The 16,933-nt window shown below is 44.5% G+C and carries 13 protein-coding genes and 1 pseudogene; 7 read left to right on the plus strand and 7 right to left on the minus strand.

The genetic code is table 11. The features are described from left to right. Window positions 1–146: 146 nt before the first annotated feature. The 4 genes from AC3D28_RS17150 to AC3D28_RS17165 all read right to left on the minus strand — a co-directional run bounded on the left by AC3D28_RS17150 (window position 147) and on the right by AC3D28_RS17165 (window position 4,878). Entirely contained in the window at window positions 147–1,754 is a 1,608-nt protein-coding gene (locus tag AC3D28_RS17150) for an alpha-amylase family glycosyl hydrolase (RefSeq protein ID WP_488536799.1), read from the minus strand. Between the two features lie 117 nt (window positions 1,755–1,871). Continuing rightward, window positions 1,872–2,378, minus strand: coding sequence for a glycosidase (locus AC3D28_RS17155; RefSeq protein WP_488536800.1), 507 nt, complete (start codon window positions 2,376–2,378; stop codon window positions 1,872–1,874). 318 nt (window positions 2,379–2,696) lie between these two features. After that, on the minus strand, window positions 2,697–3,506 hold the full coding sequence (locus tag AC3D28_RS17160) for a MalM family protein (protein WP_488536801.1): 810 nt from the start codon (window positions 3,504–3,506) through the stop codon (window positions 2,697–2,699). 100 nt (window positions 3,507–3,606) lie between these two features. Then, entirely contained in the window at window positions 3,607–4,878 is a 1,272-nt protein-coding gene (locus AC3D28_RS17165) for a maltoporin (protein ID WP_488536802.1), read from the minus strand. 447 nt (window positions 4,879–5,325) lie between these two features. Here AC3D28_RS17165 and glgX point away from each other — a divergent pair. The 3 genes and pseudogenes from glgX (at window position 5,326) to AC3D28_RS17180 (ending at window position 9,423) form a co-directional block, all read left to right on the plus strand. Continuing rightward, a pseudogene (glgX, locus tag AC3D28_RS17170) lies at window positions 5,326–7,292 on the plus strand (glycogen debranching protein GlgX). Window positions 7,293–7,597: 305 nt separating this feature from the next. Then, window positions 7,598–8,242: a recombinase family protein gene (locus AC3D28_RS17175; protein WP_488536103.1), complete on the plus strand. Its 645-nt coding sequence runs from the start codon at window positions 7,598–7,600 to the stop codon at window positions 8,240–8,242. Then, window positions 8,239–9,423: a multidrug effflux MFS transporter gene (locus AC3D28_RS17180; RefSeq protein WP_098414360.1), complete on the plus strand. Its 1,185-nt coding sequence runs from the start codon at window positions 8,239–8,241 to the stop codon at window positions 9,421–9,423. Before AC3D28_RS17175 ends, AC3D28_RS17180 begins: the two co-directional genes overlap by 4 nt. A 253-nt stretch (window positions 9,424–9,676) precedes the next feature. On the opposite strand, the gene AC3D28_RS17185 is transcribed toward AC3D28_RS17180, so the two are convergent. From AC3D28_RS17185 to AC3D28_RS17195, 3 genes are all read right to left on the minus strand, one after another. Next, complete coding sequence (locus tag AC3D28_RS17185) at window positions 9,677–9,886, minus strand: hypothetical protein (RefSeq protein ID WP_098414361.1); 210 nt, start codon at window positions 9,884–9,886, stop codon at window positions 9,677–9,679. Window positions 9,887–10,367: 481 nt separating this feature from the next. Continuing rightward, window positions 10,368–10,580: a transcription antiterminator/RNA stability regulator CspE gene (gene cspE / locus AC3D28_RS17190; protein WP_098414362.1), complete on the minus strand. Its 213-nt coding sequence runs from the start codon at window positions 10,578–10,580 to the stop codon at window positions 10,368–10,370. A gap of 488 nt (window positions 10,581–11,068) precedes the next feature. After that, the gene (locus AC3D28_RS17195; RefSeq protein WP_488536104.1) at window positions 11,069–11,518 is read right to left on the minus strand and encodes a DUF302 domain-containing protein; all 450 of its coding nucleotides are present in this window, start codon (window positions 11,516–11,518) and stop codon (window positions 11,069–11,071) included. Window positions 11,519–12,034: 516 nt separating this feature from the next. Here AC3D28_RS17195 and AC3D28_RS17200 point away from each other — a divergent pair. The 4 genes from AC3D28_RS17200 (at window position 12,035) to AC3D28_RS17215 (ending at window position 16,787) form a co-directional block, all read left to right on the plus strand. Continuing rightward, entirely contained in the window at window positions 12,035–12,280 is a 246-nt protein-coding gene (locus AC3D28_RS17200) for a DUF3297 family protein (RefSeq protein WP_098414364.1), read from the plus strand. 211 nt (window positions 12,281–12,491) lie between these two features. Then, complete coding sequence (locus tag AC3D28_RS17205; protein WP_488536105.1) at window positions 12,492–13,202, plus strand: ABC transporter ATP-binding protein; 711 nt, start codon at window positions 12,492–12,494, stop codon at window positions 13,200–13,202. Next, on the plus strand, window positions 13,189–15,672 hold the full coding sequence (locus AC3D28_RS17210) for an ABC transporter permease (protein WP_488536106.1): 2,484 nt from the start codon (window positions 13,189–13,191) through the stop codon (window positions 15,670–15,672). Before AC3D28_RS17205 ends, AC3D28_RS17210 begins: the two co-directional genes overlap by 14 nt. Further along, the gene (locus tag AC3D28_RS17215) at window positions 15,672–16,787 is read left to right on the plus strand and encodes a lipocalin-like domain-containing protein (RefSeq protein WP_488536107.1); all 1,116 of its coding nucleotides are present in this window, start codon (window positions 15,672–15,674) and stop codon (window positions 16,785–16,787) included. Before AC3D28_RS17210 ends, AC3D28_RS17215 begins: the two co-directional genes overlap by 1 nt. Window positions 16,788–16,933 lie beyond the last annotated feature (146 nt).

Below are 16,933 nucleotides of genomic sequence, written 5' to 3' on the forward strand. Positions count from 1 at the left end.
TAAGGGTATTAAAGCTCAATGCAAAACAGGAAGCGTGAATAAAAAAACCAAGTGAGCGCTGATGGGGGGACAGCGACAACACTTGGTTTGTATATCTTAGAAGTGCCAGTTACTCAACGCAGTAATCAACTCTTGAGATGAGTAGGTTAAGGCGTTATAGCAAAAAATCGACCTTGTAGCGGCGACATGGGGATCTGATATTGGCCATTCGTTGGGACTATTTTCTCGTCCGTGAGCAAGTCTACCAACTCACTACCGATACGCTCTTCTGAAAGAGTCACCGTTCTCACACCTTTTAAGGTGTTGAGCGCAAACAATACTCGCTCATCATCCGACTTTTTAAGGTCCACATAAGTGCCATTGCTCGATAACAAGTTCGTACGTGAGCCTTGATATAGTGCCGGGTGCTTGTCCCGCATCGTCATCAAAGATTTCACGTAGGCTTTGAGATCGGCTTGGTTTGCATCAAGTGTCGCCGTCACGCCTTCAATTTTAGCACTGCTGCGCGCCACGTGATCATCACAAAAACCTTGAATGGCGCAGGTGCTGTTGTCTACTTTTGCAGCAAAACCATCCACTTGATCCCCGATTTCATCGCCGTAGTACAGCGTGATTGGCCCGGTATACGCAGCCTGGAAGGCAAACGCAGCTTTATGGCGCAGCCAATATTCGGCATCATTCACATCCGCCAAGCTTCCGCGCTGCAACAAGTCACCAAAGCGCACTAAATCATGGTTGCCGATCATCAAATTCGGCTGCGCATGCGTTGGATATTGGTTGTGTGTGCTGTAGCCGTTGTCCAGCCAATCCACACCGCGACCACCCACGCCGCTCTCATTCACGGCCAATGTTTCTACGATGCGATAGCGCATTGGGAAGTCAAATGCAGAGCATAATGCCGGATCGCTGTTCGAGCCATACGCCTCATTCGCGATCTCAAATTCTCCTTTCCAAACCTCTGCCACCATGTAACCCAACGGATTCACTTGAGCGCCTTCACGATTGGTGTACGTCACACTTTGCGAGGCTTCATCGACGGCTTTGCGAAGTTGCGTCCAAGCGTCTGTCGGAACTTGATAGGCTTGATCTAAACGCCAGCCGTCAATCTTGAGTTCTTTGACCCAATAGGTCGCCACTTCTTTGTAGAAATCGAGACTGGCCGGGTAATCAACGGGATTGTTCGATCCCGAAGGCAACAAGCCGGAAGGTGAGGGTTTGATCAAGCCATCTTTGTGATGACCAAATACGCCATCAAAGAAGACGTACAAACCGCGTTTGTGCGCTTCTTCGACTAAAGTTTTCGCAGTCGCTAAGTCACCAAATTTGGGGTCGATCTTAAAGTAATCTGTCGCAAAGTAACCGGTGGCATCCAAACGATCCGCCCAGTGATCTTGTCCATCTATCGCTTCTGATTCAAAAACTGGTGTCAGCCAAATCGCGTTCATCCCTAAATCTTGAATATAATCAAGTGAATCAATAATCCCTTGAAGGTCACCACTGTGATGACTGGTGCCATAGCCCGTACCGTGGCCGATAGACGAATCCCCATCGACAAAACTTTCTACCATGATTTGGTAAGTGCGAAGTTGGTTGCTTTGCTCCATGACATTGGCTTGGCAAGCATAACTGGTATCCGGTAGCGGAGTGCTGCTATTACTATCACCACCAGAAGAATTACACGCAGATAAAGCCCCAATCACACTTAACGCAAGCAGCGATCGATACAGGCGATGGTTACGTCGAACGTTACACATTTTATTCTCCCTAACTTACCCAAATTACGTACAAACATTTGAGTAATAAAATTAACCCCAACATGTATCCCATGTAGGGGTTAATAAATAAAAATTTTTAAATAACTGAATGGAATATTATTGGCACTTATTTACCATGACGTGAAGCGGTTTACCTTTTCCTTCAAATTGAAGGCTCCAGACATATTTTCCTTCTTCTTTAATATCAACCGAAGTATCAGTACCGTAACCACCAAATGTGAGTGGCGTTAATTCACCAACGTTCATTCGATTACCTTTTGCGGTAAATTGTGGGAACCACAATTCAGTCGCATATTGCATTTTATAAGAACCGGATTTTTCCTGCGTCACGACTTGATAAAAATTATTGCCTTTATATATATATTGACGTTGCGGCACATGCTTCCAATCAGAATCAGCAAATGTGCCCACAACAAACAGAGACTTAGAAATTGGTCCTTTCGCCGTACTATCTGGGTTGTCACACGCTTTCATGAAAGCAACCACTTCGTCTTGAGACATATTCACAACGGGCTCGGCGGCGGCTTCTGGTTCTGCCGTCGATTGACAACCCACTAAGGCAACAAGTAGGGCAGCAGCAAGAGAGGTTTTCATCATGTTCATTTCACGTAATTCCTTTTTAGTATATCCAAAGCAAAATAAACTCAACGATTGATAAAAATATCAATCGTGAACAACATGGAAACATCGAACACTAAATAAATATCTTCGACTTGCGAATTTAAATCACTTCGAGAGTTTTATTTATTTCCTAAGCATAAAAACATAAGTTAGGAAACGTCATTAATTATTGACCTAATAAATATAAAAAACAAAGCAATAAAAATAGTTATGTGAATAAGGTAACTCTATGTAGGGGTATTTTTTATTGGTTTATTTTTTATGAAAAAGGCCAACATTTTGCTGGCCTTTTATATTCAATTATTTTTTATTTACGGCTTTAACAAACACTTGTTGTGCGTCTTCAATACCTAGCTCTTTTGCTTCATCGAGCAAGGTGAGTGCTTTCGGTATATTATTTTCAGCAACGGCCGCTTTAATTGAGCTGTGGTAGTAGCTAGTGAGATCCGTACCTTGAGGAATGTTGTCGTTTTTCGCAACAATCTTGGTATTCACAATATCATTTGCGGATACCGACAAACGGAACTGACCCAATGGGCTGTGTTTCGCTAGTGGGTCTGCAATATCTGGTGGCTGGGTGTGGCGCGCCATGGCGAAGGCTTTTGCAGGATGCAAAACTTGCGTACTGCCTTTTAAATCAGAGGAAGTCGTGTAAATCAATACGTGCAGGTCATTACCTGTCATGTCTGGAATAACATTCAAATCAAGTACGAATTTATCGTTGTCCAACAGTTTAGCTGGCTCGTACTTAAACTTTGAAAAATCTGCTTGGTAAATAGTTTCTCCCGCCGAGTTCATCACTGCAACATTGGGAGCATAAAATTGAAGTTCTTTACTTACGAATGTCTCTAATTTGATATCGAGACTGCCACGATTGCCCGGAAGAGAAAACGCTGCAATAGCGCCAGCACTGTTGCCATCCAACAGCATTTGGCTTTTGTCAGTCAAAGCGAATTCAGTAACCACAGGTACATCAATTGGTACCCATTGAATATCACCCGATTGCGTGATCACTTGTTGCTGACCTTCTGGGCTCATCTCTACTTGTTCTACGGACGCACAACTAGTCGCCAACATGCCCAGCAATACGGGAGCAAGCCATTTTTTCATTACTGTCTACCTCGACTCTTTATTGTTTTTTAAATAAATACAGCCAGATAAGTTCTGGCTGTATTATTCTAGGACAATTTAGGACTTAGTGGTTAGATGATTACCACCAAGCTTCAGCTTGTACACCGAATTGGAACGTATCGTCTGAACGACCGCCGTTAAATACTTTTGAGCTGTTGTCATCATCAGCTGTTAGGTATGTAGCGTATAGACGGATCTCTGGACGAGCCCAGAAGCTAGAACCAGCAGACCATGCCTGCGCCACTGTGAACTTACCGTAGTCACTTTCGAAACCATCGTTATCGTCCATACCGTAACCTGCTTCGAAGATAGTCTTGTGGTTATCATCCCATTTGTACATAGGGCGAACTACTACAGATGCAGTTTTCCATTTTGATGACCAAGAACCCATGTCTTCGCCTACACCGTACACTAACTGGTGACCCATTTCCCAGTTTTCACCCATGCCGATTACACCCCAGTTGATTAGGCGGTAACCTGAAGCACCATCTTTAGTTTCTGCAGCGTACCAGCTACCGCCACCGTAGAATGCCATTGTCTGTGCATAACCTTCAGTACCATACTGAACTACTGTTTTGTTGAAGCCAGCGTCTAGACCTTGAGTCAATTCAGCAGTGAACATTACGCCGTCTTGTGCGTCTTTAGCACCAGTAGATGCATCATCAGATTCGTTTAGAAGAGCGTAATTAACACCAACTTCTAAAGAGCCATTTTCCCACACTGGAAGACCAGCATAACGTACGTCTAGAGTGTTTACGTTTAGAGAGCCACTCTTGTTGCCAGAATCTTCAAGAGAATCACGGTCGTTACGAATCCATGCAAAAGATAGCTTACCAGGACCAGCTTCGATGTTTTCTACACCAGCACCTGCACCAGATGTATCCCAGTAGTAGAAGTCAGAGATATGGATGTCGTGACGTTGGTAGTAACGCTTACCTGCCCATAGTGTCGCTTCAGGAGCAAAGTTTAATACGCCTTTAGCTTGAACATTGAACTGACGTAGAGCAAATTGTGCATCATCTTTACAAGTTAGGTCTGAACCACTAATGCTACAGTTAGTTGCAGTACCTTCCCAGTCGTTAGAACCATCAGATGTCATAGCGAACATAGAGTCTACGTAGAACGTTTTACCGTTGTTATTGTAAACTTCTTTACCTAGTTGGACTTCACCATAAACGTCACTTTCGTTACCTAGACGACCGATTTGACTCTTTTTGAAATCGATTTGTTGACCACCGTCAGCGTTCACGCCAACGCCAGCACGCATGTAACCGTGGAAATCCACTGCGAATGCAGAACCAGCAGCTAACGTTGCAGCCACAGCAGCAGCAATTGCACTTACTTTTTTCATTCTTAACTCCATTAAGGGTATTTATAATTCTGTCTTCCCTGCTCACTCTTTTAGGTGAATATAGGCAGTAAAAACACACCTAAAGAAAGAGAGGTAAGATGGGAACGAATCCCCGTTTGTTTCAACAGTTTTGAGATTACCCGAGACGCACAAGGATGACGTCCTCCGCCCCAAACTAATTTAGGGGGGATGAGAAAGGAGTAGAACGTTTACCGAATGGTGTTTTTTCGAGTCAGATCACCAATCTGGGGAGGAATTAGTAAGTTTATTCGGTTTTAGACCGCTACAAAGTGATAGCCATTTCATATTTTTGACGCTAAGCCGTCATATAAAGTAATTAAATTACATGACTATTTTTATATTTAAGGTGGTTGACCTTAGTAAGACAAAGTCTTTAACTTATAGTTTCCTAAGGTAGTAATAAATTATTAAATAAAAGTATCTCTAATGACACGATTTCTCTCTCACCCCTACCCTTTGGGTGCAAGCGTCAATAAAGAAGGCTGTAACTTCTCTATTCACGCACCGGGTAACAAAGATATAAAACTCGCCTTGTTTGCCGACGATGGCAGTTACACGCTTCATGATTTGCCTAGCGAATACGCAGGCATACGTCATACTTTTATTCCGAATATCCAATCTGGACAGAAATACGCGTACCTTGTTTCTCATCAAGGGGAGCCATTATTGATTTCCGATCCTTATGCAAAGTCGATCGATAAAGCTCTCCATTATCATCCTCCTTATTCTCCAGCAAAAAGCTTTGATATGCCGAAATGCATTGTCATCGAGGATAATTTTGACTGGCAAGATACGGTTCATCCCCGTATCCCAAGAGAAGAAATGGTGTTATTTGAGACTCATGTAAAAGGTCTCACTCAGTTACACCCGGAAGTCGAAGACAAACTAAAAGGTCGTTATTTAGGCTTGGTGTCACCTCAAATGCTGGCCTTTTATAAGCAGCAAAATATCAACACGTTGCAATTGCTACCTGTCGCAGCCTGTATGCATGAACCTCACTTATTAGAAATGAAGAAGGTCAATTACTGGGGATACAATCCTTACCTTTTCATGGTGCCAGATCCGCGTTACGCAGAAAAAGACGCCGTTACAGAGCTGAAAGCGACGATTCGAGAACTGCACAAACACTGTATCGAGGTGATTCTCGATGTTGTGTATAACCACACCGCGGAAGGGGGGAGGGACCAACAATTTTCAACCTCAAGGCGCTTGATTGTCGTTTTTATCTTAAACATGGTAATCACTTTGCCAATTACACTGGCTGCGGAAACACGGTGGATCTGACCTACCAACCCGCCTTAAACCTCGTAATGGACACGTTGCGTTATTGGGTCAGCGAATTCAACGTCGATGGTTTCCGTTTCGATTTAGCCGCCACTTTGGGCCGTCAGGGAGATGACTACAATTCTGAGGCGGCATTCTTCAAAGCCGTTGCTCAAGACCCTGTGCTGAGAGAAACCAAGCTGATTGCCGAACCGTGGGATATTGGGCCAAACGGCTATCAAGTCGGAAACTTTCCATTTGGTTGGAATGAATGTAACGACAAACTGCGTGATATTTCTCGCAGTTTCTGGCGTGGTGACCAAGGTTACTTAAAAGAATTTGCTACTCGTTTAATGGGCTCTCGCGATATTTATAGCGCTGCTAATTGGCCGTATAAATTGACAGTGAATTACATTACGTATCATGACGGTTTCACGTTGCAAGATTTGGTGTCTTACAAACACAAACACAACGAAGCCAATGGCGAAGAAAACCGTGATGGGCATGGCGATAACCGATCAGAGAACTACGGCGTAGAAGGCGAGACAGAAAACCTAATGATCATCGCCACGCGCGAAAAACAAAAACGTAACCTCATCGCCAGTTTGCTGTTTGCTTTTGGTATTCCTCATATTCTCACGGCGGATGTACTGTCTCACACCCAAGGTGGCAATAATAATGCCTACTGTCAGGATAACGAGACCAGTTGGCTAAACTGGGGGGAAACGGAGCGTAAAAAGCACTTTAAAACGTGGATGTCGCAAATGGTCACCAACCGAAATCAATACATGGTGCCATTTATTCGTGCTTTCAGCGGCGAGAACCGAAACAACAACCGTATTTTCTGGCGTCGTTCCGACGGGAGCCTCATGGAGCATGATGACTGGAACCGTTTAAGCTCTGTGGCGCTTCATCTTGGGATTGGCAAAAACGGGCAAGAATTGGTGTACCTCATCAACCAAACTAACGCGACCGCGCGCTTTAAATTACCAAATGAGCGCCATCAGGAGTGGGTAACGATCTGTGATACTAACGTGCGCAACTTAAACCCAGGTCATGCAGAGGGCGAAGTATTGCTCTCACCAACTTCGATGATGATTTTGCATTACCAGCCAAATCCCAACGAATGATGATTCTTTAAGGCCAAGAACCCGATGTAGATCCACTGCATCGGGTTTAACGCCTTGTCTACGTTACATCTCTCATCTGATGCTCGCTCTTAGGGCTCAAAAGCATCGAGCAACGAATAGTATGAGGATCCTACCACTCGCTTTATGTAGCAAGCCAGCAACTTTCTGACTGACTTTTTATTCCTCTCAATGTGAAGATAAGGCATGCATTGTTCTTTTTGGCGCATTTGGTGTTGTAAGCATGAATGAACCTCTGTATATTTATGAGCCATTACAGTATATGAACCAAGCCAAAGAGAAGCACGATGACCACCTATCTCTACACGCGCTATTCCCCGCATAATCGAGCTTATCAAGAACACCTTGCTGCTTTGCAAGCTTTCGTGCCTGACGCACAGCATTTCGAGGATCAAGTGCGTGGCTGTATCCCCCCATCTGAGCGAGAGGCCTTTCAACGATTGATGAATACCGTTGAAACTGGCGATACCATCGTGATGTGGTGGTTAACCGTGTTTAGTCGTGACTTTAGCCAAGCACGTAAGACGATTAAAAGCCTATTGGATAAGGGCGTAACACTCACAACCGTCTGCGAACCACTCACGTTTGAACCTAGTTCGATTCAAACCCAGACCCTACTTACTTTGCTATCTGGATACGGACAAATACAAACTCAACACCGTTTGTTTGCGGCCGAACAAGGGCGCAAAGCACTAAAGCAACAACCAGAAGTGTGGAAGAAAAAGTTTCGTGGCCGCCCAGCAAACAAGACCAAACATCAACATATTGCAACAATGCTACTGGAGGGCTACACGTTGCAAAGTGTCGCACAACAATGTGACGTTAGTCTCTCTACCGTGAAGCGAGTTAAAGCAAAGTTGCATGACGTAGATGATGAAGGCTGCCTCAGAACACGCAGACAAAAGGGGCATGCCGATGGTGACCCATCATGAGTCACCCGATTAACTTTCGTTCTATCTTACTCGCCTGTCTGATTATCAGCGTCGGTCAGTTGAGTATGGGCCTTGTCATGCCTTCTCTTCCCTGGATAGCGAAAGACTTTTCTATTTCATTGGATCAAGCTCAGTTGCTCGTCAGTATCTACTTACTTGGTTTTGGTCCTTCACAATTCATTTATGGGCCCGTATCTGACGCGTTAGGTCGTAAAAAAGTCCTATTAACAGGTTTACTTATCGCGATGTCTGGCTTGTTGATGATCATTTTCTGGAGTCAAACTTTCACAGCGATGGTTTGGGGACGCTTCTTACAAGGCTTAGGAACCGGTTGCTGTGCAGTACTTGCCAGAGCCTCAACTCGAGATCGGTTTAGTGGTAATGATCTACCGGTTGCCATGTCATACATCGCCATGGCTGCGTCAATTACGCCTCTCATCGCCCCAGTGATAGGTGGCTTTATTAACTTCCATTTCGGCTGGAGTATGGTGTTTATATCACTGCTCGGCTACGTGGCACTTGCCTGGTTGATCATCGCCTTTCGTTTTACAGAAACCATCTCACACCGTTCAGCGATTCCTTCCCCCCGCCGTATGCTCCGTCAATATCGTGATTTACTCACCTCACGTTACTTCATGAGCTTTGCTAGCATCAGTTGGTTAAATTTCAGCTTGATGATCACAACAGTGTCCGTTATGCCGTTCATTATGCAAGACCAAATCGGTATGACTTCTGACCAGTACGCGATGTGGGCGTTAATTCCTGCTCTTGGGATGTTAGGCGGCACAACAATTTGTAACCGAGTTAGACCGATTATCGGCAATAAGAGAATGCTACTCTGCACTCCGGTTTTACACATTAGCGCTGCGTTATGGTTATTTTTCTGCCCACTCGAACCGTTGTATTTAATGTTAGGGCAACTATTGATGATCCTAGGCAACGGCATTGCTCTCCCTTGTGCTCAAACCATGGTGATGCAGCCATACAAGAAGCGAGCTGGTGCGGCAGCGGCCATGTCTGGTGGTGGACAAATGGTGGTGTCATCACTGGTGAGTTTGACGCTGGTGCAATTGGGCTTGAGTCAAGCGTGGCATCTATCGATAGTAATTGTGGTATTTACGGCGGTTACGCTTAGCAATATCTTAGGCGGTTTTGATGCAGAGGAGCCTGCTGAGCAATAGTATTAATCACAACAAGTTAGTGATCAGAAACGGCGTAGGGAAAGACTTGATAGTAAAACAGAAAATTTTGATAAGCAGGGATGCTACATCAAAAAATCAATTAAGTTGAGGAGGGAATATCAAAGTGAAAGTAGAGGGAAGGTGAGGCTTACATCATAATAAAAGCAATGAGAAAGCTCACTTAGGGCTGAGTTATATATACGATTTATGCGACAACGTTAAGTTTTCTACTGATAATCAATAAATAGTAGATTTATTGGTTGTTGGTAAAGAAACGTTCGGCATTGGCAAACAAAGAGTCACAGTGTTTTTTTTGTTTAGTATACTCAGCAGTACCTTCTGGCATGGAAGCTAAGTTTTCTTTAGCATTATGATATTCTTTCACCATCTGTGCGAATCTTGCTTCACCGCCATTTTTCCACGCTTTTTGTCGAAGTTTTTCCTGTTTTTTATTCTTCTTCATTTTTGTTCCTCTTTTAACATCTTTTAAGATAAATAAACTATATCGCTATAACAACATTCTTAGACAGGCTATCTGCACCATCCAATTCGAAATCGAAAAATCACTGAATTCTAGGTTCGGCAACAGTAATGTCAGCACTATATCTTTACCGCTGAAATTTAATCACATCTCTATTTTTTGATTTATACTTATTTGTAGGTATTTATATTGTGAAAGTAATCGTTTCAATTCAGATAACGTGACATAACGTTGTCTAAATTACACCTCACCAGTATAAAAGCGAAAATAATACTTAACGTTTATATACAATGAGATTAAGTAGGTTTTATTTATAATGAAACGAATTAAATCAGAAACTTAACGACAAATACACAAGAGGCATTAGGAAATGTTGGAGATTTTCGAAGAGTGTTATAAATAGTTTTCACGCAGAAAGAAGTGGCGCAAGTGGTAAATATACCACTTGCGCCTACTTTAAATCTTATGCAGCTACAACATTTGAAGCTTGAAGACCTTTTTGACCTTGCTCTACTTCGAAAGTCACTTTTTGACCTTCTGTTAGAGTTTTAAAGCCTTCAGATGCAATAGCATTGAAATGAACGAATACGTCAGCACCGCCATTGTCTTGAGTAAGAAAACCGAAACCTTTAGTTTCGTTAAACCATTTTACAGAACCAGTTGTTTTGTTAGACATGTAGTGTCCCTTATAATTAATAAAATTAAATAGCTAAATTTTGCACTAGAAGCTTGAATTATTTAATGTATCTATGAAGTTAAGGGGAAACACTAAGGATTACAACGAGGAAATTCTGAGGGTTTTACTTTGACGACTTGATGTATCATTTAATAACTCTGAACAACAGAGCGGGTATTATAATCGTCTTTTAATAACCATAAGTAAAGGATTATTTTAATTTATTTTACTTTGGCGCTTTTCTGAGTACTTTCATCGCATTTGACCAAGCCCCAGTACGCACACAAACCACTTCCGCCGTTGGTTAGAGTTGTACGCCAGAACGAGCAACACATCGCAAGCATCGAGATTGATTGTGGTGTCTACATAGTTTTACCGTAAGCGTGGGCGCGCATGAGTGGAATAATCAAGACTTTTCCATGAGTCAGCGATATTCCACTATTTCTAAAAACGTCCTCGTTTAAGCCCAACTCATAAACTCATAGAGGTTACTTCGTCGCAGCGCTCGTTACCTTACCCAACACACCACGAACTTTGCTCAATACCTGATCACACCCTTTAATATGATGACGCTGCTTCAAGTACATCGGATCGTTGTATGTCAGCCAAGTTTTTCCATCAACATCTTCATACACCAACACCTTCTGCGGCAAATCGAGCGCTACTCCTTGCGCACAGAGCATCAGTGGCGTGCCCACTTTCGGATTACCAAACACAATGACTTCGGTTGGCCTTAACGTCATATCCACTTTCGCGGCATTCTCTTGATGGTTGATACGAGTAAATACGTTCAAACCTTTTTCTTGCGCGATGGCAACAAACTTATCCGCCGTGTCCTTTACTGTATGCATACTCGCTATCTTTATCACGCCCTCACCTGCAAGCGCGCTCACAGATACCAACGCTGTTATCAACCCCGTGATGATCACTTTTATCATTTGCCACTCCTTACTCTCTCTTTGATAGAAAACTATAGAAGCGAATTTCTGCTACCGCGAATTACATGACCGCAATCTAAATCAGAGTTAAACAATACGAATTAATTGGTTCAGATTAATAAAGCGTGAAATACGTAATATTTTCGACCCATTTGACTGGGAAAGAGAAAAGCAGTGACACGAAATCAATTTGAGTGATTAGCCCCAGTCGCCAATGATTATTCCAACAAACCGAAAAGGTGTTTAAAACGCCACGATAAACGCGCCTCCATCATCAGTTTAAAAAATAATCCGTGTGTGGTGAAAAACAGAAAGACAGCCACCACTTCATTTATAGCGAGTACAATGTCTTAAACCTGCAAGCACGTTCTGGCTAATCTTTTATTGTACAAGTTAAAATGCGTTTACTTTTTCCTAATCTCAAAATGCTTCCCCATTACGCCTTCTAAGATTCCTTGAACAGTAGTCGCGCACTGTCTACAATGGCGCACTTTTGTTACGGAATCAGGTTATAAAATGAACGACACTGTAAAGCCAACCCTACCAGATCGCCTAGCGGGTAACTCACGTAGCCCATTTTTTGTAAAAGAATGCTTTGAGCACCAAATCGGTATCCAATTAAACGGCAAAGAACGTACAGACGTAGAAGAGTACTGTATCAGTGAAGGTTGGGTAAAAATCGCGTCTCCTAAAGCTAAAGACCGTTTCGGTAACCCAATGCTTATCAAACTAAAAGGCGAAGTATCAGCGTACTACGTGTAAGTTGACCACACAGAATCCAACGCTACAAGCTCGAGTCTCGCTCGAGCTTTTTAATGCCTGCCCCTCTCAACCCACTAATCCATACCTTATTCCTCTGAGGAAAATTGTCAGGAAGTCGATGTAAATCGCTATCTTTTTCAATTTGTTGTCTAGAATCTTATAGATAGAAAACTGCCAAAAGACACACATCAATTAGATGCAAGGAGAGGAAATGGAAAGCTCACTTGTCGTACTCAAAAGTGCCAGCAAAAGCTTTATCGATGGCAAGGAGACACACCGTGTGCTGGACAATGTCGCCTTTACTCTTGCGAGCGGCGCAAGCGTGGCATTAACGGGAGCAAGTGGCAGCGGAAAAAGCACACTACTCAATGTCATTGCAGGCTTCGAACCTCTCTCAAGTGGTGAGTTATGGCTAGATGGAGAAAACACGGCGGCTTGGAAAGACCCGCAATGGAGTCGCTTTCGCCATCAAACGCTCGGTGTCATCTTCCAACAATTCAATCTGTTAACTCCGTTAAACGTCAAACAGAACATTGTCTTTCCACTTCATTTGAATCAGCAAAAGTGGAATGAATGGTGTGACTATTTGGTGGCAACGCTAGACATCAACGCTCTACTCGATAGACATGTCTCCACACTTTCTGGCGGTCAACAGCAGCGGGTTGCTATCGCTAGAGCATTAGCCCACCAACCCAAACTGTTGTTAGCCGATGAACCGACCGGCAACCTCGACCAAAAAGCCGGATTGGAGGTAATGAGATTACTGAGCGAAATCACGACCCAAGGAAAAACCGCGGTTCTGCTCGTCACTCACAGTCCAAAATGTGCCGGATTTATGCAAACTCAATTCCACCTTAAAAATGGTCATCTAGGTCGTGAGCAAGAAACACGCAACCACGAGCTGCGCCATGATTCAAACTAGATTCATCCACACCAAGCTAGCACTGAATTTGTTTGCCTCACATTATCGGCAAGCACCACTGCAAGCTGCAGCGATTTTGATTGGTATCGTGCTAGCAGTGACATTATTTGTCGCGGTGCAAGCCATCAACCTCAATGCTAAACGCAGTTATACCGAATCTACAGAGCAACTTAGCGTGCAAGCACAAAACCTCATTATTCCACCAGCAGGGCAGAGCTACTTACCTGAATCACTCTACTTCTCCTCAAGGCAGAATGGGTTAAGTGCCTCATTGCCAGTAATTGAAGGGCGAGTCAGGGATGAGCAAGGTCGCCGCTGGTCAGTACAAGGCAGTGAATTGATAGCGGCACTCACCTCCAGATCTCGCTACTCCACCGACAACCAACAAAATGTCTCTCTGTTTAATAACGCCTTGCCTCTGCCTCAACTATTGGCTGGTGAACCGATTGTGATGATGAGTCAGTCCCAACACCAAAACCTTGGTGCAGCGGAAACTCTGACTCTGGATGAAATCAAAACAAAAGTCGTGGTGCTGCCAGATGAGTGGCAACTGGGCAGTCGAATGTTGATGGACATTGGCTTCGCCCAGCAGCTCCTTAACAAACGTGGACAGCTGAGCTATATCGCCGTTTTTGAATCGGATTCCGCTTCAGCGAAAAAATGGAAAAAGTTGATTGGCAATCAAGGACAATGGATAACCAACAATCAAAGTGCAGACCTTGGCTCTTTGACCGAGAGCTTTCATCTCAACCTGACTGCTATGAGTTTGCTGGCGTTTTTGGTTGGCCTGTTCATCGCCTACAATGGCGTGAAGTACAGCTTGCTCAAACGTAATCGACTGTTAGTGCAAATCCAGCAAGCAGGTATGACGCCCAGAGTTATCTTCTCTGCATTGCTAGTTGAACTCGCCATTCTGGTGACGTTTGGTGCTTCACTTGGTTTCGTGTTAGGCATACAGCTCAGCCATTGGCTACACCCAACGGTTGCGCTTACGCTTGAGCAACTTTATGGTGCCACTCTGCTCCCGGGAACATGGCAGTGGCAATGGTGGGCACAAGCGCTATTGCTCACTTTAGCCGCGACTTTGCTCGCTTGTTGGCAGCACTTTAACCAGCGAGTCCGTCAGCCGCTCTCTTCTCATGGCGGCTTTTATCAAGCGCCAGAAACATCCAACGAAAATCAACTGTTTGTAATTGGCATTGTGCTCACCGTGCTAGCAATGGCAGGTTTGTGGTTGAGTGAGCATCATAGATTCACCATGGCATGGCTTGGTGCGTTGGTGGTCTCAATTCCTTTGTATCTACCGAAAACCCTCAGCGTATTAACCCATTGGAGCGAACAACACAGCACATCAGGGTTGGTGCAATACCTGTTTGCTGAGCTACGTGAACTGATTTCTCCACTCTCGCTCGCCATGATGGCATTGCTGCTTGCGGTCACCGCGAACATGGGCATGAACACTCTAGTCGGCAGTTTTGAATCGACCTTAAATCAATGGTTAGCACAAAGGCTGCATGCGGATATTTACGTCAGTCCTTCACAAGGTGACATCGCAAACGTTGAGCGCGCTCTGGAGCAGTTCGACAACGTTGAGACCGTTTACAAGCAGTATTATGTCGATGATAACTTGCAAGGTTTACCGGTCCAGCTTGGTACTAAAGATAAAGACACCCTAGAGCAAACTATGGTGTTTCAATCGCACCTTCCTCAATTCTGGCAACGCTTTTATCAAGGCGAATTCGTCGCGATTAGTGAACCCACGGCCGTGAAGCTTGATTTATCACTTGGCAGTGCATTAAAACTCGACGGACTACAAAACAACACGCTGATTGTTGGCGCTATTTTCCACGACTATGGCTCTCCTAATGGTGAAATATTGCTTGCTCCTAAACTGTGGCGAGAGAGCGGCTTTACCAACTTACCGACGAGCCTTGGGATTAAAGTCTCTGGCGATCAGGAGAAAGTGTACAACCAGCTACGTCAGCAATTGAACTTGCACCCAAGTCAGCTATACGACCAAGCGCAAATCAAATCCATCGCTTTAGACATCTTCTCACAAACTTTTGCCATCACCCGTGCACTCAATGGCGTGACTTTAATGGTGGCCGTGATTGGTTTGTTCAGCGCCTGTTTTATGTTGCTTGACGCGCGTAAAGCCGCGATTGCAAAGTTGTATGCACTTGGCGTGAGCCGCCAAAAATTAATGACCATGGTTGTTGTACAAATCGTGGCTTTGGTCAGCTTCACTTTGGTTGTCGCCCTCCCCCTTGGTGCCATGGTGGGTTATGTATTGACGGATATCGTCACCTTGCGCGCCTTTGGGTGGAGCTTGAATTACCTGTGGAACTGGAGTGACGCCTTAAGTATTGTCGCCATCACCATTTTGGTTGCGGTCATGGCTACCTTGCTTCCACTATGGCGCTTGGTGAGCAAACCCGTCGTTTCCAGCTTACAGAGTGAGGTATTGTGATGAATGTTCTAATTAGAATTTTCACTGTTATCTTCTGCGCTTTTTCCCTTTTTGCATGCGATGAACCACAACCGCAACCGCAAAACATGGGGACGTTATTAGGTGGCAGTAAAGCACACACCGAGCGCGAACAATTCACCCCCGTAATAAAGGGAGTTAAGCTCACCTTCCCAGCCGACCATCAAGCGCATCCCGATTTTCGCCATGAATGGTGGTATTTAACCGCTAACTTGACCGATGAAGTAGGCAATCCACTTGGTGTGCAATGGACACAATTCCGCTTCGCCGCCGCACCGAAAAACCGTGACAGCGAGGCCAAGAAAACCGTATGGCAAAGCCAGCAAATCTACATGGCACACAGCGCCGTAACCACTCCAGACAAACACTACGCCGATGAAAAATGGTCTCGGGCTCAAGCCGACCTTGCTGGTGTGGACGCCTCTCCATTTCGTGTTTATCTTGATGATTGGCAATGGACGTCTTCTACTGAGGATCTTTTCCCTGCCACGCTCAGCGTTAACTCCGACCAATTTGGCTACTCACTCACGCTAACCAGTGATGCGCCTTACCACAAACAAGGCGAGCAAGGCTACAGCGCCAAAAGTGCCGATGGTCAGGTCGCGTCGTATTACTACAGCCAGCCGTTTATTGATGTCACAGGCGAAGTCACTATGGATGGTAAAACTCATCGGGTATCGGGCCAAGGCTGGCTAGACAGAGAATGGAGCTCGCAGTTCTTGCTCGACTCACAACAAGGCTGGGATTGGTTTGCGTTAAGGCTAAGCGATGAAACCCGCTTAGTGGTCTTCCAGCTTCGTGATTCAAAAACCGGACAAGCAAGTTACTCACACGCAAGATTGATGCGTCAAGAGGGGACGGGAACCGCCATTCCACAAAGTGATATCAGCTTGCAGGCCACCACGCATACAAAAATTCAAGACCGTGATTACCCAACCGAATGGTACCTTTCAATTCCAAGCCAACAAGTTGAGCTCACTATCTCGGCGCTGAATCCAAAAGCCAAAATGCCATTGTCTGTCCTTTACTGGGAAGGGCCCGTGATCATTAAGGGGTCTCATTTCGGTACTGGCTATATCGAGCTGACTGGCTATTGAACAACACCTATCAACACCAGCTGCAAACCTCGGCATTCCCTATCCCAAAAGATAGGAATTAGCTATCAATAGGATAGCTACAAGTGATTTTATTTAAACTCAACTGGATGCGAATATACTTTCCGAAAGCAAAGAACTGCTCACCC

It is taken from the genome of Vibrio sp. TAP-3B, assembly GCF_057784735.1.

What these genes read in the sequence shown, in the direction of transcription:
- AC3D28_RS17180 (WP_098414360.1), top strand. Translation starts at nt 8,239, where the DNA reads ATGAGTCACCCGATTAACTTTCGTTCTATCTTACTCGCCTGTCTGATT.
- AC3D28_RS17150 (WP_488536799.1), bottom strand. Translation starts at nt 1,754, where the DNA reads ATGTGTAACGTTCGACGTAACCATCGCCTGTATCGATCGCTGCTTGCG.
- AC3D28_RS17155 (WP_488536800.1), bottom strand. Translation starts at nt 2,378, where the DNA reads ATGAACATGATGAAAACCTCTCTTGCTGCTGCCCTACTTGTTGCCTTA.
- AC3D28_RS17195 (WP_488536104.1), bottom strand. Translation starts at nt 11,518, where the DNA reads ATGATAAAAGTGATCATCACGGGGTTGATAACAGCGTTGGTATCTGTG.
- AC3D28_RS17175 (WP_488536103.1), top strand. Translation starts at nt 7,598, where the DNA reads ATGACCACCTATCTCTACACGCGCTATTCCCCGCATAATCGAGCTTAT.
- AC3D28_RS17200 (WP_098414364.1), top strand. Translation starts at nt 12,035, where the DNA reads ATGAACGACACTGTAAAGCCAACCCTACCAGATCGCCTAGCGGGTAAC.
- AC3D28_RS17210 (WP_488536106.1), top strand. Translation starts at nt 13,189, where the DNA reads ATGATTCAAACTAGATTCATCCACACCAAGCTAGCACTGAATTTGTTT.
- AC3D28_RS17185 (WP_098414361.1), bottom strand. Translation starts at nt 9,886, where the DNA reads ATGAAGAAGAATAAAAAACAGGAAAAACTTCGACAAAAAGCGTGGAAA.
- AC3D28_RS17205 (WP_488536105.1), top strand. Translation starts at nt 12,492, where the DNA reads ATGGAAAGCTCACTTGTCGTACTCAAAAGTGCCAGCAAAAGCTTTATC.
- AC3D28_RS17160 (WP_488536801.1), bottom strand. Translation starts at nt 3,506, where the DNA reads ATGAAAAAATGGCTTGCTCCCGTATTGCTGGGCATGTTGGCGACTAGT.
- cspE (WP_098414362.1), bottom strand. Translation starts at nt 10,580, where the DNA reads ATGTCTAACAAAACAACTGGTTCTGTAAAATGGTTTAACGAAACTAAA.
- AC3D28_RS17215 (WP_488536107.1), top strand. Translation starts at nt 15,672, where the DNA reads ATGAATGTTCTAATTAGAATTTTCACTGTTATCTTCTGCGCTTTTTCC.
- AC3D28_RS17165 (WP_488536802.1), bottom strand. Translation starts at nt 4,878, where the DNA reads ATGAAAAAAGTAAGTGCAATTGCTGCTGCTGTGGCTGCAACGTTAGCT.